The following is a 26,038-nucleotide window of genomic DNA, read 5'->3' on the forward strand; positions in this document are numbered from 1 at the left end:
GAGCAGGTCGTCGGCTGGAATAGCCGCAGGTAATCCCCTACGCACGACGCGAAGTGATCATCGAGAAGGGTGGCCTGTCTGTGATAGACGGGCCACCCTTCGTTGATTCCAGAAGCTTCTTTCATCTGCGTGCAACCGGGCGATCCCCCTCGGTTCCGAGCTTACTTGTTGTAAGACGGAATCGCGTTCCCGATTTCCCGAGCGACGGGAGTCGCCTGCGGCGTCGTCGCCGGAGTCGATTCGCTGTCCTGAACTGGAGTCGAGTTCACTTCGGGCATCGGAAAGTTCGGAGCCTGAGCAGGTTCCGAAGTGTTGGAGTCGACCGCTTTCCAGGGCGAACCGGCTGCTGGGAACTGATCTCCCGAAACCGGGAACTGATTCTTCAGGTCAGCCGGACCTGCCGGCTGCTGAACCGGATTCTGAATCAGTTCCGGCAGTCGGGCACTGCCGGCTGCTGGTACGTAACCGGCCGGGCTCACGCCACCCCCGGTTCGTGGGACGGTGTCCGGGTTCTGCACCGGGAACGCCGTTCCTGTTTTCGTTGGGAACGATCCGGTCGGTGTTGCTTCTGCGGTCGGGAAGGCCGGAGCGGCGGAGCCATTCCGAACCTCGCGTCCGTCGGTCGGCACCGGCTCGATGAGCTGTGGCGTTCCGTTCTTCTTTTCGAAGTACGGTGGCGGACTCGGCTCGGAATCCGGAGCTCCGGGAACCTGCGGGACATCGCTTCCCTTCTCGTTCGACTTGTCCATCTGGTCCGGGGCGAACGGCAGCGGGAGGCGTTCCGGATAAGGGGCCAGTTCCGTTTCCTGATCGAGTTGATCCTGGGTCGAAAGGCCCTGGGCTTCCGGAGCCGAGAAACCGTACTTCTGAATGTGACCATCAGCAGCGAAGGCTGGCGGCACGGTTCGTTTGTGTGGAGCAGGAATCGCGTGAGCCCGTGATTTGGCTCGGGCGTAGGCCTGCTGGTAAGCCGCCGGATCCCATTTCCCTTCGGCGAGCTGGATGCTATCGTGCTGAAGCAGCGTTCCCTGACGGAAGTGCAGGTTCACGATGGCTTTGTTGTAGTCGACGAGCGACTGATGGTAAGCGTTCTCCGCTGCGGCGAGCGATTCCTGAGCACGCAGGTAACGGTCGAGCGTATTGGACCCGGAGCCGACTTCGAGTTCCTGTCCGATCATCCGCACGCGTTCGAGAGCGGCGTTGCGGCGGCTGAAGTTGGACACGGCTGTGGCGTAAGAAGTTTCCAGCTGCTGGAAGGCGACGGCGAGTTCGTGGCCGACTTCGAGTTCCTGAGCAGCCAGCACTTTGCGAGCCTTGGCGAGCCGCAACTCGATGTTCTGGATCTGTGTTTTCGCCAGTCGCAGACCGAATGGCATGTTGAATTCGAGACCGAGGTCGTATCCGGTTTCTTCCCCTTCGGCCACTTTGCCGTAGAAGGAGTTCAGGTCTCCGCCGAAGCGGTCATCGTCGCTGTTGGCGAGCAGATGGTCCCCGAAGCCGTTCACGCGGTAACGAGCAACGACATCGAGCCGCGGACGGGCGAAGTTTCTGGCCGCACCCAACTGCAGTTCAAGACTCTTGATGTTCCACTTCTGACGACGCAGTTCGACGCGTTCGGTCAGAGCTTCGGCGAGGCTGTGATACCATTCGGCATGCAATCGGGCGGCGACGGGATCGTCGGCCGGACGAATGACTTTGCAGTCATTGATTGGCAGAGCGAGCAGTTCCCGCAGCCGCTGTTCGGTCACGTAGAGATTGCCGAGCGCGTTCTCCGCCTGAGCGCGGGTTTCGAAGTAACGGTCCCGAGCCTGTGCTTCTTCAGAGTTGCTGAATCCACGGACCCCACCCAGATCACGTTTCGCCTTGGCGACTCGCCACGTATCCAGAGCCGTGTTTCGGGCGGTGACTGAGGTATCGAAGTTGCGATAAGCCAGATAGAGATCCCAATAGGTGTCTTCAACATCCTTCACCAGGTTCCGCACATTGGCTTCGAATTCGGTGATCGAGATATCGGCGTTAATACGGGCAATGAGCACCCCGTTCGATACCCCGGTAATGTTCGTAAAACCGGTACTCAGAGGACCGGCGACACGAACGAACTCGGCTCCCGAACCGGAGAGCAACTGCTGACGGTACTCGGCCTGCACGTTGCCCGAATAAGACGAGGGGAACAGCACGGCGGTTGAGTTGGTATCGAGGTAGTTGACCTGGTGACTCAACGTGAACTGAGCCCCGTAGGCCATTTGCTTATTGATGGCGGCGTTAAACTGTCCCGTTTCCTGTTCCAGCACCCGTCCGGTTTGCGTTCCGGTAAAGGCACTGTTGGAGACCGTTTCTTCACGGCTGAAGAACAGGCTGCTGGAGAGGGTGGCATCGAATTCGGCCAGAGCCGCTTCGGTACCGACTCCGCCGAAGAGCACGCCCGAGTCCTGAATCGCCGGGTCGAACGTACTGGCGACTTGCAGCGGGTTGGCGAGCAGGCTGTTCCCTGGCGAAAGGAATTGCCCAGCCGAACGGATGACATCACTGTTGGCCAGCGCGATATGGACAGATTCTTCGAGCGAGAGATCCCAGATCTCATCGCGCTTGATGGTCGCGACCGTCCGGGGGGGCGAAGTCGTTTCCAATTGGAGCGGCATCGCCTGAGCGACGCCGGGATGGTCTTCCTCCATCGCATTCTCGCGGTACTGTTCGAGCTGCGGGTTCGGCTTACCCAGGTAGAAATAACGGGTGTAACCGTGCTGGCAACCGGACGAAAGCGGCAACAGGAGAGCCAGGCAGATTTTGAGGCTCTTCGAAGCTCGAACTCGATTCATAGCAGTCATTTCCCCACCCCGTCCTGAACGTTCTCGGCCAGATCTTTGAACCATCCGACCGAGTTTCCGGTGCCTGCAGCGGGTGCCGACCGCAGAGAATCCTGCCGTCAGCGGCGCATGCACCAGCCATAATGTCGTTAGAGACGGAATCCGCGCACGAATTCCTATATCCGTTATCGGCCTCAGCACCCGCAAAGTTTGACATTGCCCGATCCTGCTTTTCGATTTTCTCGAACAAGCGTTTGAATCTGGTCATCTCCGGCGTTGATACTTCTGTTCAGAGTGCGTCGCCGTCGCAGGCGGTGCGAGATTGAGCAGAATGAATCGGATATGGCGAACGGGCGATCTGGCCCTCGCAATTCCAGCTGCTCTCTAACCGGAGGTGCTTCGTGGGCAGGTTCGCGGGCAATCGCTGCCGATAATGGGGATGTCTTGCGAGAACGTGGGAATGCGGTATAATGGTCGGCTCGTTTGAAGCGGATCGGCATGCGCAGCGGGAAGAAACGCCCAGGGCTGCCAGGAATTGATACATATCGGGAGTGATGACGGTGGCTAAGACACAGCGAAAACTGAAGAAAGCAAATCACGGTAAGCGGCCCGCCAGTGCCAAGGCACGGCGTTCCAAGCGGAAGCACATTCGCCTTTCCTAAGGCCGGCCTCTGCTGCTGACAGAAGATTCACCCGTTCGAAGTCGAGCGGGTTTTTTGCTGCGCGGTGGCTTCGGCACGGCCCGAGTCGCTGAAAATCGCGAGTAAACCCCGAATATTTCAGCACTTACAATCATTCGACGGGGTTGGTTTTTAGAAGAGAGCCCGTACAATAAGCCCTGACCGGCAATCGGATGTCCAGATTGTGGTCGACTCTGTACCTTTCAGTTGGCGGCTGCGTCCTCGATGGCTGTTGTAATAGACCGCTTAACGCCGTTCGAAAACTTTCTGTTTTCCAGCGATTGGCCTCATCAGCCGATGGTCATCTATGGTCGCCTGCTTCTCGATGGTCCGCTCGACCTCGAGCGTCTGCAGCGATCGCTGAGTCTGGCCGTGGCCCGGCACCCGCTTCTCAATGCCCGCATCATTTATCGAGGCATTATTCCGTGCTGGGAGACGCTGCCTCGGACGCCACTCCGTTTCGCACCCACGACGCTCCGCGACCTGTTCAATCAGCCGCCGATCGATATCCGCAAGGAGCGGGGGATCCGCGTCTGGACGATTCCCGCGGCTCAGGGCGATCAGACAGAGATCTGGCTTGAAATTCACCATTGCTGTGCCGATGGGCTGGCGATCCTGCAATTGATCAAGGAATGGCGGGACATTGATGCCGGCTCGCCAGAAGAGGTCAAGGAAGCCCAGCTCGATCAGCAGGAGTTCGTCAAGGCCGAGCTTCGTCGGTTACGGCTTCGCGGCGAGCACAAGATCGGCTGGATCAGCAAGAGACAGATTCAGCGAATCTTCCGCTTCTACCGAACGCGAAACGTTGTCCAGTTGCAGAATCAGGAACAACGCACGCAGTACAACCGCAAGGGGTTCATCGAGCGAATTCCGGATGTGGTCGAGCAACTGAAGGATCGCCCTCCCGTGGACGGGATCCGCTGGACGCTGAACGACGTCCTGGTTTGTGCGGCCTATTTCGCAATGTTCCGGATGGCGGCCGCCGAGGATGTGCAGCCCGGAAAAATGTACCGGCTTGGCGTGCCGGTCAGCACGCGGGACGCCTCAAGAGAACGCGAACTGGTCGCTAACTGTGTCTCCATGACGTTTCTCGATCGTCCGGCCATCGCCGAGCCGACCGATGAAAACCGGCTGGAGCTGCTCAAGTCGATCGCCACCGAAACCGGGACGCTGCGCGAACATCGGCTGCACATGTCGATGTTGCACACTCTGCGGGCGATCTATCCCTGGCACTGGCTCCCGAAATCGATCACCGGATCGAGCATGATCCTGAGCAACATCGGCCGCGTCGGCGTCGAAATGAACAACGACTTCTCCTGGGGTGAGAATCAACTCGCCAGTGCGGTGCTCTTTCCGCCGCTGCGGGAAGGCGTCAACCTCGCGGTCGGCGTCCTGGGCAATGGTCCGGAACTGCACCTCGGCGTGATCTATAACAACGACTATCTCTCCGATGAGTACGTCAGTCGCCTGGTCCAGCTGATGCAGGACGAAATTCATCGGATGATCGCTCTCGTCAGACCGTCCGGCGGAACAGCAGACGGACTCAACGCGAATTGAGACCGTTCGGTTGATTCAGCGAACGCGACGACGGGTAAACAGGCTGAGTACGGCGACAAAGATCGCCGAGCCGGCGATGGACCAGATGATCGGGAAGTTCATGTCTCCAAAGCGGACATTGAGAACTTCCGGCAAGCCGATCGCTTTGGAGATCCAGGCTCCGAACAGGGCGCCGATGAAGCCGAGCGCAATCGAACCGAGGCAGCCCGTTCGAGAATACCCCGCGATTCCCTGTCCGATGCTTCCGCAAATCCCGGCGACAATCAACAGCAGAATCAGTTCCGTCACACTCATGGGAAGACTTTCTGAGATGTCGGGCGATATGATGCGACGATCGTTAGCATGGACTTTCGAGGGAATGGTCCGGTCTGGACCATTTTCATGCTTCTCCTGCTGTCGCTTGAGCGACAACCTCCTGCATGCTGAATCTGCTCTAGGCTAAAGGACGGTCAGGACAAGTCAACAGGATTCCGTGCGGCCGCGAGACTCTTACTGAACATCAGACTGCGGAACTCAGAAGAATCGGTTCATGACTTCAGAGGCCCCTCCAGCGAATTCACTCGGACTCTTTTCCGCCATCGCCATCGTGGTTTCGAGCATGGTCGGCGCCGGGCTTTACACCACGAGTGGATTTGCTCTGGCCGATCTGGGGAATCCGACTCTGGTGATGCTCGCCTGGCTTGTGGGCGGTGTGGTCGCCCTCTGCGGCGCAACCTCGTACGGCGTTCTGGCGGCTCACTTTCAGGAGTCGGGCGGCGAGTATCTGTTTCTGGCGAGAGGCGTGCATCCGGCTCTGGGAGTTCTCGCCGGCCTCGTCTCAATGATCGCCGGCTTCACTGGCGCGATCGCCTTCGCCGCTTCGGCTCTCGAATCGCTCGTTCGCGATCTGATTCCCGCCGGAACCGGGCTCCCGGGAGGAACATTTGCGCTCCTCGCCGTCGGCCTGGCGACGGTGCAGCATCTGTTTCGCGTTCGACTGGGCGCATCCATTCAGAATGGGATGGTCGCTTTGAATCTGTTGCTGCTGACACTGTTCGTGGCGGTGGCGGCAAGCCAGTTCCCCGGCGGCTGGGAGGGACTCAATGAAGGTTTCGCCGGAAAGTCAGCGTCAGTGGACCCAGCCGTGTTTGCCACGAGTCTGATGTGGATTTCGCTGAGCTATTGCGGATTCAATGCGGCGATTTATTGTTCGGGCGAGTTCGTAGAACGGGGGCGAACGGTTCGACGAGCATTGCTGCTGGGGACGGCTCTGGTGACTCTTTTCTACATTGCCGTGAATGCGGTCTTCGTCTACTCCGTGGCGATGGACAAAGTCGCCGGTCAGGAGCAGGTGGCGACAATCGTCGCGGGAGAACTGGCCGGTCGCGGCTTCGCCTGGGTGATGGGGCTGACGATCTGCGTTTCGCTCTACACATCCGTTTCGGCCCTGATCATGACCGGGCCTCGGATTTATGCGCAGATGGCCGCCGACGGAGTCCTGCCCCGTATGTTCGCCTTTCAGGGGACGACGCCCCGGTTCAGCATTCTGGTCCAGGCCGCCGCGGCAATGCTGATGATCGCGATCACGTCGCTACAGGATCTGCTGACCTACCTGAGCTTCACGCTTTCCCTCAGTTCGGCCATTACGGTGGCCAGTCTGTTCTGGATTGAGCGGGACGAGAAGCTCTCGTGGTCGCAGAGCATCGCGGCCGGATTTTTTGTGGTGGCCACGACCGGAATCGCGCTACTGAGTGCGTCTCGTCATCCGCTGGAAAGTATCTCCGGCCTGGCGACCCTGTTCGGGGGGCTGGTGATCTATCTGCTGGCGAGTCGCTGGAAGTCGAATTGAGCGAACTGATCAGGGACGCCGACGCTCGGCCGGGCAGTGCATATGTTTGCCGGCATCGACCGGAAGACAGACCCCCGTCATGAAGACATTGTTCACGAGGGCCTCAACCGCCTGAGCAACCATGTCCGGGCGGTCGGCGGTCTTGAGCAGCGTCAGCTCACGGATGCGAGCGGCTTTGTCATCGTCGGTATCGGGCGGCAACATCACCGGGCCCGGGTGAATGCAGTTGACCCGCACGTTGGGGTTCCGATCGGCTAACTCCACAGCCAGGACCTGCGTCAAGGTGGGGATCGCCCCCTTGGAGATGAAGTAAGGCGCGAAGTCGAGATAAGGCCGATTGATAGAGGAATCGCCAAAGGTCACGATCGCGCCGCCAGTTGGCTGCTGGATCATCACTTCGCCCACGGCCTTCGCGCACAGAAACGTTCCCAACGTATTGACGTCGAAGTTCTTCCGCAGGTCATCTGCGGTGACCTTCGCCCACGGCCTGGGCGACCAGATCGATGCGGTGGTCACGAGCGCATCAATGCGGCCGAACTTCTTGTAGACCGCTTCAACCATCCGCGAGACGTCCGCTTCGGAGGTGACATCCGCCTTGAAGATTTCGCATCGCGTGCCGTCCTTCCGAAGCTCTTCGCGGCCTTCCTGTGCTTCCTCTTCAGACGAATGATAATGCAGGGCCAGCGCGTAGCTCCGGGCGGCGAAGTATCTGGCAATGACGCTGCCAACACGATGGCGGCCGCCGCCGGTAACCAGCATCACAGGCTCATCAACATCGAACGGATGGTTGGTCGTCCACGGTGCTTGATTATTCATCAGGGAAACCCAGGCCAGTCAGAGCGGTCACAGATGGGGGGAAAACGTCAATGCTGATCGTAGCTCAAGCCAGGCAGGAACCAAGCCCCTATTTTTCCGAAGAATCGCTCCCGCCCCGGTCTTTCTGAACCGTGTCGTGAATCTTTTCCATGAGTTGATCGAGGCTGATTGGCTTGGGGAGATAATCGCTGCAGCCCGCGTCGAGGCAACGTTCCCGATCCTCCGCCATCGCCCCAGCCGTGAGGGCGATGATGGGCCTCGAAAATCCTGTGGATCGCAACTGACGCGTCGCTTCGTAGCCAGTCATCACAGGCATCTGCATGTCCATGAGAATCAGGTCGTACGGCGTGCGTGCCTCCTCGGCTCGAGTCACGGCGTCAACAGCCTGTTGTCCGTTATCGACCACTTCGACCGTCCGCACCTTGTCGGCGAGAATCCGTTTCAGCAGGAACTGGATGCCAGGGGTATCTTCAGCGACCAGAACGCGACACTCGAACAGTTGATCGGATTGCGTGCCGCCGTCGAACTGTCCGTTGTCTTCGATGTGTGGCTGCTTAGCGGAGCGGACCTCGTCGGAGACATCGTGAATTGGAACCCTCAGCGTGAAGCGACTTCCCTGGTTGACTTCACTTTCGACCAGCAGTTCTCCGTCCATCATCTCGGCCAGCTTCTGACTGATCGTCAGCCCGAGCCCGGTTCCCCCGCTGGCCCGTTTGACCTTGGTGTCCTGCGTGAAGGCTTCGAAGATCGCCTGCAGATTCTCTGGATCGATTCCCACGCCCGTGTCGACCACGCTCACGTGCAGCAGTGTCGCTGGAGTGGAGTCCTGGCACGAGACTTCGATGGTCACGCGGCCTGCTTCGGTGAACTTGAGAGCGTTACTGACCAGGTTGAGCACAATCTGACGGATTCGCAGCGGATCGAACGTGGCGGCTCGTGGGACCGGCGTGAGATATTTCAACTCAAGTTCGAGTCCCCGTTCCACAGCGACCGGATGCATCAGCGAGTGCACCGTTTCGAGTGTCGCGCACACATCGTTCGGTTCGGGGTGAATGTCGAGTTTGCCGGCCTCGATCTTCGACAGATCGAGAATGTCATTGAGGATCCCGAGCAACATCTGCCCCTGATCGCGGATCATTCGGGCCAGATCCTTGGCGTCAGGCTCCTGAATCTGACGGTGCAGCATGTCCGCACAGCCGAGCAGCGAGGTCATCGGGGTTCGGATCTCGTGGCTCATATTGGCCAGGAACTGCGACTTGGCCTGACTGGCCTGATCAGCCGCCCGGCGGGCTTCGATGAGTCGCTGTTCGTACCGAATCCGCTCGCTGACGTCGGACTGCACGCCGACAAAGTGAGTAACTTCGCCGTTCACGTCTTCGACCGGCGAGATATGCAGATCGTTCCAGAAGGGCGTGCCGTCTTTCCGGTAGTTGAGGATGGTGACCCGGCATTCCGTCTGCGTCGCCACGGCGTCGTGCACGATCCTGACGGTTTTGGGATCCGTCTCCGGCCCCTGAAGCATCCGGCAATTCTTTCCCAGCAACTCTTCGAGCGAATAGCCCGTGAGCGTTTCCATCGCGGAATTGCAGTAAATCAGCGGCTGGTCGTTCTGGGCGTGAGCGATCACGATTCCGTTCTGAGCAAACTCGATGGCCCGGGTGTGAAGTCGAAGTGTTTCTTCGGCATTCTTCCGGGTCGTGATGTCGATGCCCGAGGGGATCATCCACTCCAGTTGACCATTGTTGTCGTAGAGGGGCGTGATGGTGAAGTCGAGGATAATCCGCTCGCCGTTGGCGATTTCCGTTTCGAGATCGAAGCGGCCGCTGATGCCGGACTTGCATTCAAGCACGGCCTGCCGCACCTGTTCGCGAACGTCGTTGTCGTAGTTCCACCAGGGGCATTCCCACAGGGGTTTGCCGAGTGCTTCGTCGACTCGGGTTCGGCTGAGTTCAGCCGCATACCGGTTCATGTCGAGCAGGTTGCCTTCTTCATCGAGCACACAGACGAAGCTCGACAGACTACCGAGAACCCGCTTGAGTTTCCGTTCGTTCTCGCGGGTCGATTCTTCGGCTCGTTTGCGATCGGTGATGTCGTAGTTCAGTCCCCGCATACGGATCGGTTTTCCGGAATCGTCGTAAATGACGGCACCCCGTCCGACCAGCCATTTGTAGCCGAAGCCGGGAACGTGAAAGCGAAACTCGTGATCGTAACCGACGCCTTCTTTGATGGCATGATCGAGGGCCTGTTTGATCGAGTCGCGGTCGTCGGGGTGAACGGCCTTAAAGAAGTTTTCTACCGGGTCCGCCTGTTGATCCAGTGTGAAGCCAATCAGGTCCTGTTCGAGCGGGTCGTACTTTACCTCATTGGTTCTCAGGTCCCAGTCCCACGTTCCCATTCGGCCGGCTGCCAGGGCGAGCTGGAGCGTTTCCTTCTGCTCGCTCAACTCGCGCGAGGTCCGTTCATGATCACGAATCTGCTCCTGTAACTCTTCCGTCAGTTTCTGGAGTTCGATCGTTCGACGCGAAATGACTTCCTCAAGATGAACCGGACTGCGGAAGGAGAGGACAACCGGAATCAGCGGGACGAGGGTGAATACTGTCGCCCAGGAGACCGTCGCGGTCACCATTTTCATTACGGCTGAGAAGCGGTAGATCGGCCATTCGAAGATCAGCGCGTCGATCAGGTGCGTCAGGCCGCAGCAGAAAATGAAGGCGCCGAAAAGCCAGAGGACTCCGGGCAGCGGGAGATCCTTGCGCTGTCGAAGAAAGTAGAACAGAACTGCGGGGATGCCCATGTAGGCACCCCAGATGGCCGTGTCGGCGATGATGTGCGACCATCCCCAGAACGGCTCCTGCGCCCACGTGGTGCCACAATACCACCGCGGTGGGAAGCCGGCGGTATCAAAGAGCTTAAAAATTGCGTCAAACATCGGACTGTGTTAGCTTTCCGAAGAGCTTGCGAACGGCCATCCTGTCAGCAAACAGAATTCGATTCATTGTAGACCCCGGACACCGCTCCGCCATCCTTCTCCACCTTTCGCATCGACTTTGCTCCCAGGCGGCCGGCCCGGCGGCGGAGCGGACAAAGGACAGCACAAATGAGCAGCCAATCCGATCTCACTGTCGTGGAGTACCTGCAACAGTTTGCACCGCTGGACCTGTCCGAATCCTGGGATAACGTGGGTGTGCTGCTGGGGGACCCAGCCGTCCGTCCGTCACGGTTGATGACCTGTCTGACTCTGACGCCGGATGTCGCCACAGAGGCCATCGAGAAACAGGTCGGCCTGATCGTCACGCATCATCCGGTTCTGTTCCGTGCCGTCCAGCGACTGACAACCGAATCCGCAGAAGGACGCATGCTGCTCGATCTGATCCGGAACGAGGTTTCGGTCTACTCACCTCACACCGCGTTCGACAGTGCCGCCGAGGGCATTAATCAGCAGTGGTGCGAGCGCCTTCAACTGCGAAACTGCAAACCTCTGCGTCCGCTTGAAGAAATCGAAGCCAGGCCGGCTCGCGGTGCCGGACGACACGGCGATCTTCCGGAGCCGCTGACGTTCGCCGCTCTGCTGGAACAGATTCGCCGCGACTGGACGCTCGATTATCTGCAGTTCGTGGGGAATCGGGAGCAGACGGTCAGCCGCATCGGAGTCGCCTGTGGAGCAGCCGCGGAGTTCATGAAAGAAGCGGCGGCAGCCGAGTGCCAGGTGCTGATCACCGGTGAAGCCCGCTTTCACGCCTGTCTGGAAGCCCGCCAGCGAAATATTGGGCTGATCCTCGTTGGACACTTCGCCTCAGAGCGATTTGCCTGCGAAAAGCTGGCGACGATTCTTGGTCATCAGTTCCCGAACATCGAATGCTTCGCCAGCGAAGTCGAGTCCGACCCGGTCAGTATCGACCTGCCGAACTCGTAAGGGACACACAATTAAGTGCCGCTGGCTCCGCCCGTGCGGAGTGCGAACGTCGGTCAGCAACTTCGTGTGCCGTTGCTACTCAGACGCACGCGTCTGAGCGAGCCATTATTCTGCACGGAGCAGCCACCGGGCCTTTGCTGCGGAAACACTACTCGGCGGGGAGAAACTCGACCGATTCCACGATCGACAGGTCGCGTCCGTTGAGCGCCTCGAGATTATTGGATTCGACAGCATACACGAAGGACAGCTGGCGACCGTTCTGGGCAGCACACAGGTAATAGATCCACGCCATCTCCAGACCATTGGCTGAGCCTGCGGCGACCACGCGGTTAATATACAGACCGCTTTCGGTCGTCATTTCCTGCTGGTCGACGATCTGCGAGAACTGGTCGCCGAGAGAGACTTTGATATCGCTCTCGAACTTCTCGGGAGCAACATGCTCGCCGGGCTGAACGTCGCCGATGCGGGCGATGTTGCACTGGCTGATCAGGCTGCCATTCTCGACCATTCGCAGCACAACCACTTCAGGCGTTTCCTGAAAAACGTACCAGGTGCGGTCGTGAATGAAGCTCACATCCCAGTGCTTCGACTGGAACAGCAGCAGACTGGCGATCGTCGGCGGATCGAACGGGATTCCTTCGATTTCACTGTCGCCAATTTTCGTGCCCGAACTGACTCCCCGCTTCCACTGCACGGTGGCGGTGACCTTGATGCCAGGGGAGACCGTGCTGATCGAACGCTCTTCCTGTTGGATCAACTTCAGTGAGGTGAGCATCGTTTGAGCCAGATCGAAGGTCGCGGTGCCATTGATGATGATCTTTGACGTCGCACCCGCGGTGGCCCCGGAAACCTCTCCAGTGAACTGCATCGTGGCGATGTCGTTCTCGACCGACAGCAGTTTGCCGGTGATGTCGGTACTGGTCGCCGCTTCGATGGCGACGAACATCTGAGCGGCCCATTGGGGGACCGACCAGGTATCGCCGACTTCCACTTCCTGAGCCGGCAGCATGGAGAGCAGAGCCAGCGGATCGCCCGGCGTGGTGAGCAGGTCGAGATCGACCCGGCGCATCGGCATGTCGGCGGTGTAATACTGAATGCCTTCCCGGCGTCCTTCGCAGATCACATCGCGGACCGTGGAAGAGAGTTTCAGATTGGTGACCTGATTTCGCACCTTGATATCGGAGCGGGCGTTGTCGTACTTCCGCAGCGATCGCCAGGCCCGTTCATCCCGCCCGGCTGAGGGGAGACGCCGTTCGTAGAAGGCGGCGGACGCCTGCACTTCGAGCGGCATTTCGAGTGCCGTCTTTTCCTGCGTCGGCGTTTCGAGTGTGCCTTTGCCCTGCACGCTGACCTGAACCTGATAAGTCCGGCCGTCGCTGAGCGGTTCCTTGAGCGAATACGACTCCGCCGCGGCTGAAGAGACCATCGGACCGGCCGAGAGAATCGACGCAACCAGGAACATAAATCGCATGACGTTCATCCTTGACGTAAAGCTGAGCAGAGCAGTCACCGTTGACGGTTTGTACCCCGTCTGGACCAGATCGACAAGTCGCATTCCCCGGACAGGGCACATCTTACGTTGTTGGATGAACATCAGGACGTCATCCAGCGCCGGAGAGCCGTCTTCGCGAACAGGGTCACGGCGGCGAACAGGCCGATGCCCTGAAGTGTTGAGATGAGGATCGCGGCAATCAGAATGTCGATGCGGAACTGCCCCTGAGCGGTGAACATGTAATAGCCGAGACCGTATCGCCCCGCTTCATGTCCGGCAAAGAACTCGCCGACAATCGCCCCGACGATGGCCATGCCGGAGGCCGTCTGAGCCCCGCTGACAATCTGCGGGATGGCCGACGGAAACCGGAGCTTGAGCAGCCGTTGCAGTCGGCTGGCGTCGTACAGATCGAACAGTTCCCGCAATTCCTCAGGGGCTTCGAGGAAGCCGTTTGTGGCCGAAGTGATTATCGGGAACAGGCTGATAATGAAGGTAATGACGATCACGCTGGTGGCGCCGTAGCCGAACCAGGTGATGATCAGCGGGGAAATCGCCACGATCGGGACCGTGTGCAGGAAGATTGCATACGGATAGCAGCTGATCCGCAGCCAGCGAAATTCGGCGAAGAACACAGCCGTAATTAAACCGACGATCAGGCTCGCCAGAAAGCCGACCACGGCGGAAAACAGGGTAATCTGAGCCGCCGCGAACAGATCCGCCGAGCGGGTTACGAAGACCTTCGCCACGGCTGCCGGCGAGGGCAGCAGGTACGGTCCGATTCCGCCAAGCCGAACCAGCAGATCCCAGCTCAACAGGAACATCGCCAGGAACAGCAGTGGCGGAACGACGGTTCTCAGGAGTTTTCGCATGCCAGCAGCCTACCTGAACAGCCAGAAATCAACGGCTTGAGGCAATCCGTCCCACCCCTCAGAGGCGGCTGAATTGCCCGATATCCTTTTGATCTGCAGGGAAAAGACGATAGAATACATGAAGCGATTGCGATGTTTTCCCGAAGACACCGATTGCTCTCCCTCCTCCAAGACTGCCCGCCTCGGAATACAGCTGCATGAAATATTCAGTCACATTATCGATGGTCTTTGCCTTCGTGCTGACGTTTGGTTCGCTTTCAGCAGCCGAACCGTCAGATGCGGACAGGGAACATTTCTTCGAGACGAAGATCCGCCCGATTCTCGCACAGCATTGTCAGGAATGCCATGGTGCTAAAGAACAGTGGGCCGAACTCCGTCTCGACAGCCACGCCTTTCTGATGAAGGGGGGCGAAAGCGGCCCTGCTGTGGTGCCCGGCAATCCCGATGAGAGCCGCCTGATTCAGGTGATCCGCTACTCCGAAGACGATTCTCAGATGCCGCCGGATGGCAAACTGACCGACGAACAGATCGCCAGCCTGACCGAATGGGTTTCGCAGGGCGCCTACTGGCCGGAATCGGCCGATGATGCCGTCGTGGTCGACTACTTTGAACAGGCCAAGACACACTGGGCGTTCCAGCCCGTTCAGCTCCCGGAAGTGCCCCAGGTCAACCCGGAAGCGCGCGTCGCCAACCCTGTCGACGCCTTTATCGTGAAAAAACTGGAAGAAGCCGGTCTGAAGCAGTCGCCGCAGGCTGAGCCACGTCAACAACTGCGTCGACTGGCCTTCGACCTGGCCGGACTGCCGGCTTCGTACGAAGACATTCAGAAGTTCGCGGCTGATCCGAATGCCGCGGCCTGGCAGGGTTCTATTGATCGCTATCTCGGCTCGACGGACTTCGGTCAGAAGTGGGCCCGTTACTGGCTCGATCTGGCCCGGTACGCGGACACCAAAGGCTACGTGTTCACCGAAGAGCGACGCTATCCGTTCGCGTATACCTATCGCGATTATGTGATCGATGCTCTCAATCGCGATCTGCCCTACGATCAGTTCGTTACCGAGCAGCTGGCAGCCGATCTGATGCCGAATCGCCGCAGTGATGAAGCACTCGCCGGGATGGGGTTCCTGACGGTCGGAAACCGATTCCTGAATCGCACTCCGGATATCTTCGACGATCGGATCGATGTGACGATGCGCGGCCTGATGGGGCTCACCCTGGCCTGTGCCCGCTGTCACGATCACAAGTTCGATCCCCTCGAAGCGGCCGACTACTACGCCCTGTACGGCGTCTTCGACAGCTGCATCGAGCCGGAGAAACTGCCGCAGATCGGCGAACCGACGGACAAGAAGGCCTACGAGGAATACAAAGTCGAACTCGCGAAGCGCGAGCAGGCTGTGGACGATTTCGAGAACAAAGAAGCCGAGAAGATCAACGCCGAGCTGAAAGCGAATATCGAGCGGTATCTGCATGAGATTGCCAGCCGGCAGGGTCTGCAGTCGGGCCGTTACGAGCTGGAAGGCAAGTATGAAATCCGCAACCGGGCCCGGGATGTCCTCAACAGTTTCCTGCGGGACCGGGATGTGAAGGATCCGCTGTTCGGCGTCTACCGACGGATCATGTTCTTAAATGAAGAGCAGTACAACGAGCAGGCTCCTCAGCGAATCGAGCAGCTTTACGCTCAGATGGCTAAAGGGGAATTCGAGCCGCACCCGTTGTTGAAGAAGCGGCTCGAAGAAAAGCGTCCGGTGCATTCGTACGATCTCATCAAGATCTATGCCGACTTGCTCGCTTATGCGTTCAAAGCCGAAGCCGAAGTTCCGGAAGCCGAGCGGGAACAGTGGAAAGACCTCCACCAGGCCGTGCTGACCTCGGGGTTTCCGGTCAACTACAGCGGACCAGATTCCGTTTCGCTCTATAACCGGGACGAACGCAATCGACATCGCAACCTCGAGAAGAAGGTTGATGAACTGGTCGTCACCTCTGCCGGGGCTCCGCCTCGGGCGATGGTCGTAAACGATAAAGACAAACCAGCGAGCCCGGTGATCTTCAAGCGAGGCAACCCGGGCAGCCGTGGCGATAAGGTCGATCGCCGATTTCTGAAGGTCCTGGATTTCGTTCGTAAGGAGCCGTTCAGCGACTCTTCCAGCGGACGGCTCGAACTGGCTCAGGCCATTGTGTCCAAGGACAACCCGCTGACCGCGCGGGTTCTCGTCAACCGCGTCTGGATGCTGCTGATCGGACAGCCGCTCGTCAGTGAAACCAGTGACTTTGGCTTGCGGACGGCTCCCCCGACGCATCCGGAACTGCTCGACTATCTGTCGTACAAGTTCATGGAGAATAACTGGTCCGTCAAATGGCTGATCCGCGAGATCGTCACTTCCGAGACGTACCGTCAGAGTTCTTTCAGTACGCCGGAAGGGGCAAAGGCCGATCTGGAAAATCGTCTCGTCTGGCGGATGAATCGAAAGCGTCTGACCTTTGAACAGATGCGGGATTCGATCCTCGACTGTGCCGGCGTGCTCGACAAAACCCATGGCGGCCGGTCGGTTCAACTTGAAGGCGAGAAGCCCTCGACGCGACGGGCGATTTATGGCTATATCGATCGCAACAACGTCTCGCAGCTTCTCGCCAGCTTCGACGTCGCCAGCCCGAATACGAGTACCTCGGCCCGCAGTCGCACCACCGTGCCTCAACAGGCTCTGTACGTGATGAACTCACCGTTCGTGCAGGAACTCTGCCAGAAGATGGCCGGGCAGACGATTGAAGAAACGGGTGCGGAAGCCCCGGCTGACAAATACGTGACCGAACTCTACCAGCGACTGCTCCAGCGAGACCCGTCGAGTGAAGAACTCACCTGGTGCGTGGGTTATCTCAACGGGGCTGCCGATCAGAGCGCGGCCCGGAAAGAACTGGCTCAGACGCTGATGATGTCCAACGAGTTCATGTTCGTGGATTGAACCAGCCGTTCCGACGTTCACGGGCTCTGCCAGAGACACACCAATACGAACACAACTCCTGTTTCAGGATGACTGATATGTACGAAACACTTTACTCTCGACGTGAAATGCTTCGCCGCTGTGGGATGGGTTTCGGGGCCATGACTTTCGCCACGATGCTCGCCGATCAGGCGAAGGGCAGCGTGGAAAATCCGATGCTGGCTCATCCGACGCATTTCCCGGCTCAGGCCAAGCACGTCATTCACATCTTCCTCAACGGTGGCGCCTCTCAGGTCGATACCTTCGATCCGAAGCCCGAGCTCGAGAAGTGGGCCGGCAAAACCCTCGAAGGGGGAAACCTTCGGACCGAGCGGAAGACCGGCGGCGTGATGCCTTCGCCTTACAAGTTCAAGAAGTACGGCCAGTCCGGCATCGAAGTCAGCGAGATCTTCCAGAACCTCGGCGAGTGCGTCGACGACATGACGTTCATTCACTCGATGCACGCCGATGTCCCGAACCACGAACCGTCGCTCATGCTGATGAACTGCGGCGAATCGCGGCTCGTTCGTCCCTGTCTGGGCTCCTGGGTCACCTACGGAATGGGAACGGAAAACCAGAACCTCCCCGGTTTCGTCGTCCTCTGTCCCGGCGGCTATCCGATTAAGGAATCGGAGAACTGGCGCTCGGCCTTCCTGCCTGGCGTTTTTCAGGGAACGCACATCGATCCGACTTCGAAAAATGTTGAAGAGCTGATCGCCAACGTTAAGAACAACCAGCTGCCTTACCAGCGGCAACGGTCTCAAATCGATCTGCTCCAGAAGCTCAACGAGCGGCATCTCGAGAAACGGTCGGGAGACGGTCAACTCGAAGCCCGCATTCAGTCGTTCGAGCTGGCTTACCGCATGCAGATGGAAGCGACGGATGCATTTGATGTGAACCGGGAACCGAAGCACGTTCTCGACATGTACGGCGAAGGCGTGCACGCCCGCCAGTGCCTGATTGCCCGTCGACTCGTGGAACGGGGCGTCCGCTTCGTCCAGCTGTGGCATGGGAACGGGCAGCCGTGGGACAACCACGATGATCTCGAAAAAGGTCATCGCCGACTCGCCGGACAATGTGATCAACCGATCGCTGCGCTGATCAAGGACCTCAAGCAGCGAGGGCTGCTCAACGAAACGCTGATCGTCTGTAGCGGCGAATTCGGCCGAACCCCGGTGGTCGAACTCCCGACCCCGGGAGCGAACGCCGGGAAGGTGAACGGTCGCGACCATAACCACTACGGCTTCACTGCGTGGATGGCCGGGGGTGGTGTGAAGGGCGGTTACCGCTACGGAGCGACCGACGAACTCGGCTTCAAGGCGGTCGAGAAACCGGTTCATGTCCACGACCTGCACGCGACCATTCTGCACCTGCTCGGCTTCGACCACGAGAAGCTGACCTATCGGTATTCGGGCCGGGATTTCCGGCTAACGGATGTGCATGGAAATATCGTGCACGACGTCATCGCCTGATCGTGGAATCGGTTTCTTGAGGCGTTTTTTCTCAAGGTGCACGCAGGCATCGTCCGATGAGGACTACAGGGAAAACTCTCCAGGCCGCTCAGATTGTGCGCGCAGCGGGGAGAGTTTCCCGGTAAGATCTGAGTGCGGCAGCCGTTAATGGCTGGACCGTATGCATTTACGCAGCGACATCGGACGTCGACTACGATTCTGTCACCGTAGTGTCCGGAACGACCTTGCTTCATCGGCAGGAATGCCTCGATGAGCGATCCAGGTTGTCCGACCAACGACGTTCGACTCCATGAAAGCTTTTCTGTCTGCTGTTTCAGTTCCGAAGCCATCGGATCGTCCGGCGATCCAGGTCCGCAATCTGTTGATTGCTCTGTATGCCTGGATGACGCTGGGGTGGACTGTCGCCGCGGTGCTTCGCCTGACCATTCGCGATCTCGGGCCGATTCCTCTGGTCTCCGGGTTCTATTACGCCTCTCCCGGACCACTGTTGTTCCTGCTGGCCCTGTTCCTCGGAATGCTCTGTCTGATTCTCGGTCGTCCGCGACGCATGGCCTGCTGGGGCGTTCTTGCTCTGGTCGTCGCTCAAAGCGCGGGGTCGCATCGCGTGGTGACGCCGGCGTTGCCGGACGTGGTCACGACTTCGTCTCAACGGCTGCTGCTGTGGAATGTCTGCCACGGGCGGCATGGCTGGCAGCAGGTGGTGACTGAGATTCAGAAGTATGATCCGGACATCATCACCCTGGTCGAAGCCGGCCCGCCGACCGAAGAGATGCGGCAAATTTGGGAGTCGGGATTTCCGGAACACGAAGTCACTCTGCTCGGCGGCGAGATGGTTCTGCTGATTCGCGGCGGAACCGCTCACGATGTCGCGGCGGGCGATCTGGGGATCGACGGGCATTACCGTCAGGTCGAAGTGTCGCTGGGCGACCGGGATCTGTCGGTGCTGTTTGTCGACATTCACGGACGTCCCGATTACGACAGGGCACCGGCGATGAACAGGCTGGCCGAATTGATTGATCAGACCGGCAACCAACCGCTGCTGATCGCCGGCGACTTCAACACGCCCCGCGAGTCCCCGCTGTTTCAGCCTATTGATGAACGCACAAGCAACGCCTACGATAGCTCTGGTAGAGGTTTCCAGCCCACGTGGCCCTGGCCACTCCCGCTGCTGACGCTGGACCAGGTCTGGTCGAACGCCGGACTCAGTTTTGACGACTGCTTCGCCGGATGGAGTTCCGCATCCGACCATCGCCCCGTGATTGCGGACTTCCGTCTCCTTGAATGACCTTTCTTTGAATACGTTGATACGGCTGTCGAATGCAGATCGCTGAGACAGCCCCGGAGCAGATGCGGTTATGACGACTGTTGCCCCCAATAATGAGACTGCGGACATCCCGCACTCGGAGGAGCAGCAGGGGGAACTCCACTGGGATTACGTGGGCGACGCTCTGGATGTGCTGACCGCGGGTCTGGCTCCGTATGTCGAGAGCCAGCTGAAGACCGTGTTTGGCGATCAGTGGATTCGTCAAGCTCGCGCCAGTTTTCGCCGCCCTCGTGAGCAAAGCGGCTCGGGACGGCAGGAAGAGTTCACTTGGGACGCTCACTCGACGCTGACCGTGATGTGGGATCAGTGGAACGCCGTCTTCCGTCAGCACCTCGGGCACTACGAACGTTCGCTTGTCAGCGAGCTACGTGAGTTTCGCAATCGCTGGGCTCATCAACGCCAGTTGAACTTCGACGATACTTATCGCGTGCTCGACAGCATCGAGCGGCTGCTCAGTGCGATTGGTTGCGACACCGAAGCCCGGATGATCTACGAGCGGAAGCAGGAACTGCTCGAACGCGAGTTTTCCGACAAGATCAACGAACGGCAGATGCAGGCCCACAACAACCGCAACAAATGGTGGACGGTCGGGATTTACATCGTCTGTTGTGCGGCGATTGTGCTGCAGATGATGCTCGCCTGGAGTTCGAGCGGCTACCTGATCGCCGGCTTCGTGGTCCTCGTTTTTATCTACCTGATTTATCAGCGACTGCAGTACGAGCCGGTCGTCTATGGTCCCCGGGAGTGTCGCAAATGCTTCCGGATTATCTACACCCCTGATTGTCCGTATTGCGGCCGGACCCGCCGCGGAGAGGTATCTGCATGAGTTCGGAAATCTCGCTGGAGCCGAAGATCGTCGACCTGGCCAGTCTGCCGGGAGTCCCGTGCCCCTGTGGCACCGCACGCCGAGCCTTTGCCGATGTGCCGGAGTATCCCGCGACGATTCATCTCACGGAAATCTCTGACGAAGCCGAGACCCACTACCATCGCACACTCACCGAGACCTATTACATTCTCGAATGCGATGAGAACGCCGGGATCGAACTGAATGGCACGATCACGCCCATCAAAGCCGGGATGTGCATCATGATTCCCCCCGGAACGCGACACCGAGCCGTCGGCTGCATGAAGATTCTGAATATCGTCATTCCGAAGTTCGATCCGGCTGACGAGCACTTCGACTGAGCAGCAGACCGAAGTCCGTTTCTGATCGACCTCAGTCCTGTTCCGCCCGCTTTTTTCTCGACTTCAGCAGGCGGAAGAAATTGCTCCAGTGCATCTGGAACACGCCGCAGCACTTCAGGAATGAAAACGTCGAACCGTTCGTGATTCGCGGTTTCACGCACAGGTAAACCGGCTCGAACTCCGGTCGGAATCGACTTTTGAAGTGGTACAGGCCCTGCACATTGAACAGGAAGTTGAGCCGCTTCTCCCAGAGAGTGAGGAAGTACCGCGTCTTCCAGGAATCACCGGGAGTCTTCTGCCCGCAGTTCACAGCCGGGACCATGCAGAGCGAGACAAACTCGACGCCTTCCTTCTTCATCGTGTCGATGAGTTGGACGAACAGAAACGGCGTGATCCCACGGACAGCGTCCTTCTGACTGCGATACATTTCCGTCGCCCAACCCCGACCGTTTTCCATCGGCGTACAGGCGACGAATGCCTGCCAGTTGTCCGGCTCGTTCTCCGGATGGGCCACGAAGAGGCGGCGGCGATAGAAGTGATCGGGATAAAGCCGCCCTTCGAGCAGACCGATTTCATGCGGAAGCACACGCTCCGAGAGTTGTTCCTCGTTCATCCGCTGCAGCCGGGCGAACGCGTCGTGTCGATCCTGTTCGGAAAGCTGTTCGAGGCCGATCTCCCGCGCGACGATTCCCTGCCGTTGCACGAAACTGACCTGACGGCGAATCCACGAATACGGCTTGCCACCCCAGCTGTGTCCCTTCAGATCGATCGTGGCGTTCTCGCCGAACTTGGTCGCTTCGTAGCCGTACTTCTGAAAGAGCGGTCGATCCGCTTCGGCAATGTTGAAGAACGACGCGAGATAGCGATTCTGATCGACGTACTCGGTGAACTGCCGGAGCAGTTCTTCCCGTTCATTGTCCGGTGCGATCAACCCGCCAATCAGGTGCAGGTATTTTCGGTCCTGCAGATAGCCGATGTAGCCTGTCCGGCTCTCGTTCCAGAACTGACGATACTCCGGCTCGGTGGTGAGATACGAGTCGGGATACGGACTGTGGGCGAACGCTGTCCGTTCGAGATGGTCACGATCGACAGCAGATTCAGACATCGACGGAGCAGTCGAATCAACGGTGGGACAGGAATTCAAAGTCGTCTCAAAATCAGGTCACGGGAACGAACGTGGCCGGGACTCGCGCAGACGGTCCCGTCTCTTCAGTAAAGCATCCCGCAACTCAAATGCAAGACGAGCTGACGGCTCCCGGATGGAATGTCCGTATTATCGCCACAACACATGGATTTTGCGAATCCTGCCGAGATCGACCTGACTTTCCGGGTCGGGTGTGGAAAATAACAGGTCGGAATCGACGAACTGAGGAATGAAGCGTGTCCGCAGCAGCGACCCGGTCGGCTGCCCGTGAAACTCCCGCATCAGCATCATCTTTACGCCCTCATCGCGAAGTCGCAGGCAGAGTGCATTCAGCAGACTGCGCGTTTCCCGGGGGCTCAGGTCCTGGCAGGCAAGCAGATCGATAATGGCCGCCGGGATTCTCGTTTTGAGATGCATGCCGATCTTGTGATAGTTCACGAACCCGACAACCTGTCCGTCCCGTTCGACGACCATTGTATTGACGAAGTCGCTGTAGTGGAGCTGGCGGGCGAGCCGGGATTCTTCCCAGAGCACGGCCAGATCAGCCTTCCGGGCCTGCGTATTGATCAGTTCGCAACAGCGGCTGACGTCTTCGGGCTGAAAGTCGCGAATCGTTACCCGGGCATCGACCTTGCCGATGTTACAGACGGAATCGGGGAGGACCTTTAGCAGTGTCCGGTCGAGACCGCTGTTCGTCCATTCCCGCACCGATCGTGATTCCAGCAGGCGTGCCCACAGAAAGACCGGCCGAAGAAAGTTCGTTCGTTTGCCGGCCTTCTTCCAGAACCGGGGGCCCATCGAAATCCGCGAACCTCGAAATGCATAGCCGACGCGACCCGTGCAGCCGTGATTGGCTTCTCGTCGGGCGACTTCCATAGCCATCGCTTTGGCGACGCCATCACGCCGGTGTTCAGGCAGCACGGTCAGCCAGCTTCCCTGGTCGCCCTGTGTTTCCTCGCCGAGACACCAGAGCCGAAACGGCATGGCCAGCAGCGTGCCGACGATCTTCTCGTCTTTCCACGCCGAAATCAGAAACTCCCGGCAAATCCCCGGACCAGTCATTTGCCATTCGAAGTATTCGGCTGACCAGTCGGGGACGGCCATTTTACCGCCGTAGGACTGCAGCCAGGCTCCGACGATAAATCGGCTCAGATCTTCCGCGGTTCCCTCGTAAGTTCTGATTTCGATCGACACGTTGGCTCCGACTCAGGCGAGGCACGGCGGGGACGGGCTGCATTTTCCAGACTGGACAGGACATACGGTCGCCAGGGCGGGCAGGCAAAAGGCGACGAAACTACCTTAGAGCAGCCGTGCACGAAATACCAGTGGCGATCGTTCGGAACCGCCAACTTGTCTCGTGCAGCCCGGCGGAGTGCCTACTGTTCTGGAGGCAGCAACGCCCCGACACGATCCAGATGCCGTTCCCACGAGGTGACCGCCTGTTCGCGCGTCGCCAGCACGGCCAGGGGACGATAGCCGAGCCGCTGTCCGGTCAGGTTCGAAATCCAGTAAATCGACAGCTCACGCACGGCGACATGCTCGTGACGGAGTCCGTTCACCAGACGACGGGAGATGTCCGGCTTCCGGGCGTCCTGAGTATCGAAGCCCCAGAGCAGCGAGTAAACCAGATCCGCCGTTCCGGGAGTAAACGTCTTTTCCAGCGATGCCATGACCAGCGTCCGGTTTTCCGGATCCTGAGGCAGCCAGACCCGGAGGCCGGCAATGGCTTCGGTTCTCGATTCCTCGTGCTGGGATCGGGCGAGAATCGTCACCAGCGATTCATACCGCCGCCCGAGAGAGAGCACGCGCGTGGCCAGTTCGGCGATACGCGGATTAGGATCGTTCGCGACCCCCTGCATATCGAGCCACAGGTTGGTCGAGCGCTCCAGATACTTCATGAACTCCTGCTGATCCCGTCGCTGCGCGAGCGTCATCTGCAGTGGACCACCGTCAGTCCACGCTGGTTGAGGAGGCGGCAGCGGCTGATCGACCGGGGCGACTGCGGGTGGTTCGGCAGCGGCGTTGGCCGGAGGCGGGTTTCCGTTCGCCGCGTTAATAGCGGGCGCAGCGGAATCGACGGGCAACACCGAATGATATTCCTTCACGTCCACCGGGGCGCCGTTCGGCGGCTGGATCTGAACCGGAGCGCCTTCGACCCACAGTTCGGTGATCGTCAGCCCCTCGGCGGGCAACTGTTCGAAATGATTGGCCATTTGCGGCCGAACGTCGATCATCAGTCGGGTTGCTTCCTCGGGCAGCAGAATCGTCCAGGTCAAACCATCGATGACCAGTTGAGCCTTTTCGAGCGGCCGTTCGGCGGGCTGAGGGAGCGACTCGATGATGAATTGTCCCTGAATCAGTTCCAGCGCCAGGCAATCCATCTCCTCGCAGCCAATCAAACGAGCCGCAGCGTTCTCCCGTAGATGCAGGCGGCCACTGTTGCCGTTCACCGTAAAATCGGCGGTCGAATACGGCGGCGTGTAAAGCGCGTTCCCGATTCGCGGTTCCACTCCCTGAGGAGCGAGCACCGAAATGGACCCTGTCGGGCCTGAATCGTCGAGAATCAGACCGCGATCAGCGGAGACGAATTGAACCTGCGGGGCAAACAGAATCGGATTCGGAGCTACCGGCGGAACGTCCGGTTGAACCTCAGCCGGTTTCATATTGGCAGCGATCGCCTCTCCGTTCTCTTCGCCAGGCGCGGGAGCGGCTGGCTGCATTTCGGGTGGAGTCGTCGGCGGCTGTGTCGTAGACGTTGGTCTCGGACTTCCCGGCGGACGGGGTGCCGTGGTATCCGCAGCAGCGACCGGCATCGATGTCGACGCGGGGCGGGGCGGGGCGGTCGCAGGCTTCTCGACGGTGGACGTCCCTTCCGGCAGCGCGGCAATTTGCTCGTTCTTCCCCCGATTCTCCACGCGATCGAAGCGACGTTCGGTGTAACTGTCCGCCGCTCCCCGGAAGGAACGATCGGTCGCGATACTGTAGACCCAGGCCCCGACCAGTACGAGGATTCCGAGAATCGCCACGAACTGTCGCCAGTCTCCCTGTTGTCGGCGAATCTCGAATGGAATATCGACTTCCGGCGTCGCCGTCGCGGCAATCGTCGGAGCCTCCATTGCCGGGATCGCAACCGACGAACCGGGATTCTGGTCATCGTCGAACTCCGAATCATCCGGCAGAAACGACATCGCAATCTTCTGCAGATTTGGCTTCGTGGTCGACGGGATCGTCGGGCGGCCTCCCAGAACCTGCGAAAGAATCTGATGCGTCGCTGCGACCTCAGCCAGTCGCTCATCGGACTTCATGCACTCCGACTCAAACTCAGCCACCTTGTCCGGGGGCGTCAGATTATCAAGGTACTCGGCGACATCATTCGCGCTCACCATGGCCCGCTTCTCATGCGGATCAGGAGCCGCCAGCCGCCGCATGCGAATGATCTTCCGCAGCCGTTCCGCCAGATCGCGGACCGACTTGTTCTCCTTAATAATCCGCCCGACCGTCGCCGCGTCGGTCGGTTTCAGAACGTCGTCGAGATAAGCCAGCAGGTATCGTAAGGTGAGTCGCATGGTAGGTACCGGTCTTCGCGTAAAATCCAGTCATGGCAGTGCGAGGGGAGTTCCCCCACCCTGTTAGTGGCGCCGTGAACGAGAATCCGTACAGAATTCTGACAATTCGCCCCAATTTTTTTCGGAAAACCGTGATTCCGACCAAGCAGCTCGTACCGGCGGCATCCTGCCGCCCAATGGACATCGCTCGCAGCAATCGGTCACGGAATGGCGACGTCTAAACGGCGGCAGGATGCCGCCGGTACGATGTGACTGCGCGAATTCCGAGGGTGTGCGCAGGACGAATTCCCCCTCCTCGACGCCGACACCGGCCTCGTCTTCACCGGAACTACCGAGGAACAGCGAACGCTTCTCCAACACCACGAAGAAACGCCTTTCCCGCCCGGAAAAGACGACCTGATCTTCACCCCGGC

The 26,038-nt window shown here is 59.1% G+C and carries 18 protein-coding genes; 9 read left to right on the forward strand and 9 right to left on the reverse strand.

All coding sequences use genetic code 11. The features are described from left to right. Positions 1-161 precede the first annotated feature (161 nt). On the reverse strand, positions 162-2,816 hold the full coding sequence (locus L1A08_RS16695) for a TolC family protein (RefSeq protein WP_238757613.1): 2,655 nt from the start codon (positions 2,814-2,816) through the stop codon (positions 162-164). Between the two features lie 548 nt (positions 2,817-3,364). Here L1A08_RS16695 and L1A08_RS23025 point away from each other — a divergent pair. Both L1A08_RS23025 and L1A08_RS16700 read left to right on the forward strand, forming a co-directional pair. Then, positions 3,365-3,466, forward strand: a complete 102-nt coding sequence (locus L1A08_RS23025; protein WP_390896903.1) for a 50S ribosomal protein bL37 — start codon at positions 3,365-3,367, stop codon at positions 3,464-3,466. A 243-nt stretch (positions 3,467-3,709) separates the two neighbouring features. Beyond that, positions 3,710-5,041: a hypothetical protein gene (locus L1A08_RS16700; protein ID WP_238757614.1), complete on the forward strand. Its 1,332-nt coding sequence runs from the start codon at positions 3,710-3,712 to the stop codon at positions 5,039-5,041. 15 nt (positions 5,042-5,056) lie between these two features. On the opposite strand, the gene L1A08_RS16705 is transcribed toward L1A08_RS16700, so the two are convergent. Continuing rightward, on the reverse strand, positions 5,057-5,335 hold the full coding sequence (locus L1A08_RS16705; RefSeq protein WP_238757616.1) for a GlsB/YeaQ/YmgE family stress response membrane protein: 279 nt from the start codon (positions 5,333-5,335) through the stop codon (positions 5,057-5,059). A gap of 235 nt (positions 5,336-5,570) precedes the next feature. On the opposite strand from L1A08_RS16705, the gene L1A08_RS16710 reads away from it, so the two are divergent. After that, positions 5,571-6,869 (forward strand): APC family permease, encoded by a 1,299-nt coding sequence (locus tag L1A08_RS16710; RefSeq protein WP_238757617.1) that lies wholly within the window; start codon positions 5,571-5,573, stop codon positions 6,867-6,869. Positions 6,870-6,878: 9 nt separating this feature from the next. Here the strand turns inward: L1A08_RS16710 and L1A08_RS16715 are convergent, their stop codons facing one another. Beyond that, entirely contained in the window at positions 6,879-7,685 is an 807-nt protein-coding gene (locus L1A08_RS16715) for an SDR family NAD(P)-dependent oxidoreductase (protein ID WP_238757618.1), read from the reverse strand. Positions 7,686-7,773: 88 nt separating this feature from the next. Then, entirely contained in the window at positions 7,774-10,614 is a 2,841-nt protein-coding gene (locus tag L1A08_RS16720) for a PAS domain-containing sensor histidine kinase (protein WP_238757619.1), read from the reverse strand. A gap of 168 nt (positions 10,615-10,782) precedes the next feature. On the opposite strand from L1A08_RS16720, the gene L1A08_RS16725 reads away from it, so the two are divergent. Next, positions 10,783-11,598 carry a Nif3-like dinuclear metal center hexameric protein gene (locus tag L1A08_RS16725; protein ID WP_238757623.1) on the forward strand — a complete coding sequence of 272 codons (816 nt, stop codon included), beginning with the start codon at positions 10,783-10,785 and terminating at the stop codon, positions 11,596-11,598. A gap of 148 nt (positions 11,599-11,746) precedes the next feature. On the opposite strand, the gene L1A08_RS16730 is transcribed toward L1A08_RS16725, so the two are convergent. Beyond that, positions 11,747-13,069 carry a hypothetical protein gene (locus L1A08_RS16730; RefSeq protein ID WP_238757624.1) on the reverse strand — a complete coding sequence of 441 codons (1,323 nt, stop codon included), beginning with the start codon at positions 13,067-13,069 and terminating at the stop codon, positions 11,747-11,749. A gap of 122 nt (positions 13,070-13,191) precedes the next feature. Next, positions 13,192-13,959, reverse strand: coding sequence for an ABC transporter permease (locus L1A08_RS16735; RefSeq protein ID WP_238757625.1), 768 nt, complete (start codon positions 13,957-13,959; stop codon positions 13,192-13,194). Positions 13,960-14,156: 197 nt separating this feature from the next. Between L1A08_RS16735 and L1A08_RS16740 the strand changes: the two genes are divergently transcribed. The 5 genes from L1A08_RS16740 to L1A08_RS16760 all read left to right on the forward strand — a co-directional run bounded on the left by L1A08_RS16740 (position 14,157) and on the right by L1A08_RS16760 (position 20,915). After that, positions 14,157-16,916, forward strand: a complete 2,760-nt coding sequence (locus tag L1A08_RS16740; protein WP_238757626.1) for a PSD1 and planctomycete cytochrome C domain-containing protein — start codon at positions 14,157-14,159, stop codon at positions 16,914-16,916. Between the two features lie 77 nt (positions 16,917-16,993). Next, positions 16,994-18,406, forward strand: coding sequence for a DUF1501 domain-containing protein (locus L1A08_RS16745; RefSeq protein WP_238757628.1), 1,413 nt, complete (start codon positions 16,994-16,996; stop codon positions 18,404-18,406). A 289-nt stretch (positions 18,407-18,695) separates the two neighbouring features. Continuing rightward, positions 18,696-19,691, forward strand: coding sequence for an endonuclease/exonuclease/phosphatase family protein (locus tag L1A08_RS16750; protein ID WP_238757630.1), 996 nt, complete (start codon positions 18,696-18,698; stop codon positions 19,689-19,691). Between the two features lie 70 nt (positions 19,692-19,761). Next, complete coding sequence (locus L1A08_RS16755) at positions 19,762-20,556, forward strand: Swt1 family HEPN domain-containing protein (RefSeq protein ID WP_238757631.1); 795 nt, start codon at positions 19,762-19,764, stop codon at positions 20,554-20,556. Next, on the forward strand, positions 20,553-20,915 hold the full coding sequence (locus L1A08_RS16760) for a cupin domain-containing protein (protein WP_238757632.1): 363 nt from the start codon (positions 20,553-20,555) through the stop codon (positions 20,913-20,915). The genes L1A08_RS16755 and L1A08_RS16760 overlap by 4 nt, the downstream gene beginning before the upstream one ends. A 31-nt stretch (positions 20,916-20,946) precedes the next feature. On the opposite strand, the gene L1A08_RS16765 is transcribed toward L1A08_RS16760, so the two are convergent. The 3 genes from L1A08_RS16765 to L1A08_RS16775 all read right to left on the reverse strand — a co-directional run bounded on the left by L1A08_RS16765 (position 20,947) and on the right by L1A08_RS16775 (position 25,625). Further along, on the reverse strand, positions 20,947-22,020 hold the full coding sequence (locus L1A08_RS16765; protein ID WP_238757634.1) for a bifunctional lysylphosphatidylglycerol flippase/synthetase MprF: 1,074 nt from the start codon (positions 22,018-22,020) through the stop codon (positions 20,947-20,949). 168 nt (positions 22,021-22,188) lie between these two features. Next, on the reverse strand, positions 22,189-23,253 hold the full coding sequence (locus L1A08_RS16770; RefSeq protein WP_238757636.1) for a GNAT family N-acetyltransferase: 1,065 nt from the start codon (positions 23,251-23,253) through the stop codon (positions 22,189-22,191). Positions 23,254-23,435: 182 nt separating this feature from the next. Next, on the reverse strand, positions 23,436-25,625 hold the full coding sequence (locus tag L1A08_RS16775) for a hypothetical protein (protein WP_238757637.1): 2,190 nt from the start codon (positions 25,623-25,625) through the stop codon (positions 23,436-23,438). Between the last annotated feature and the right edge of the window lie 413 nt (positions 25,626-26,038).

Source organism: Rubinisphaera margarita (assembly GCF_022267515.1).
GTDB classification, from domain to species: Bacteria; Planctomycetota; Planctomycetia; order Planctomycetales; family Planctomycetaceae; genus Rubinisphaera; species Rubinisphaera margarita.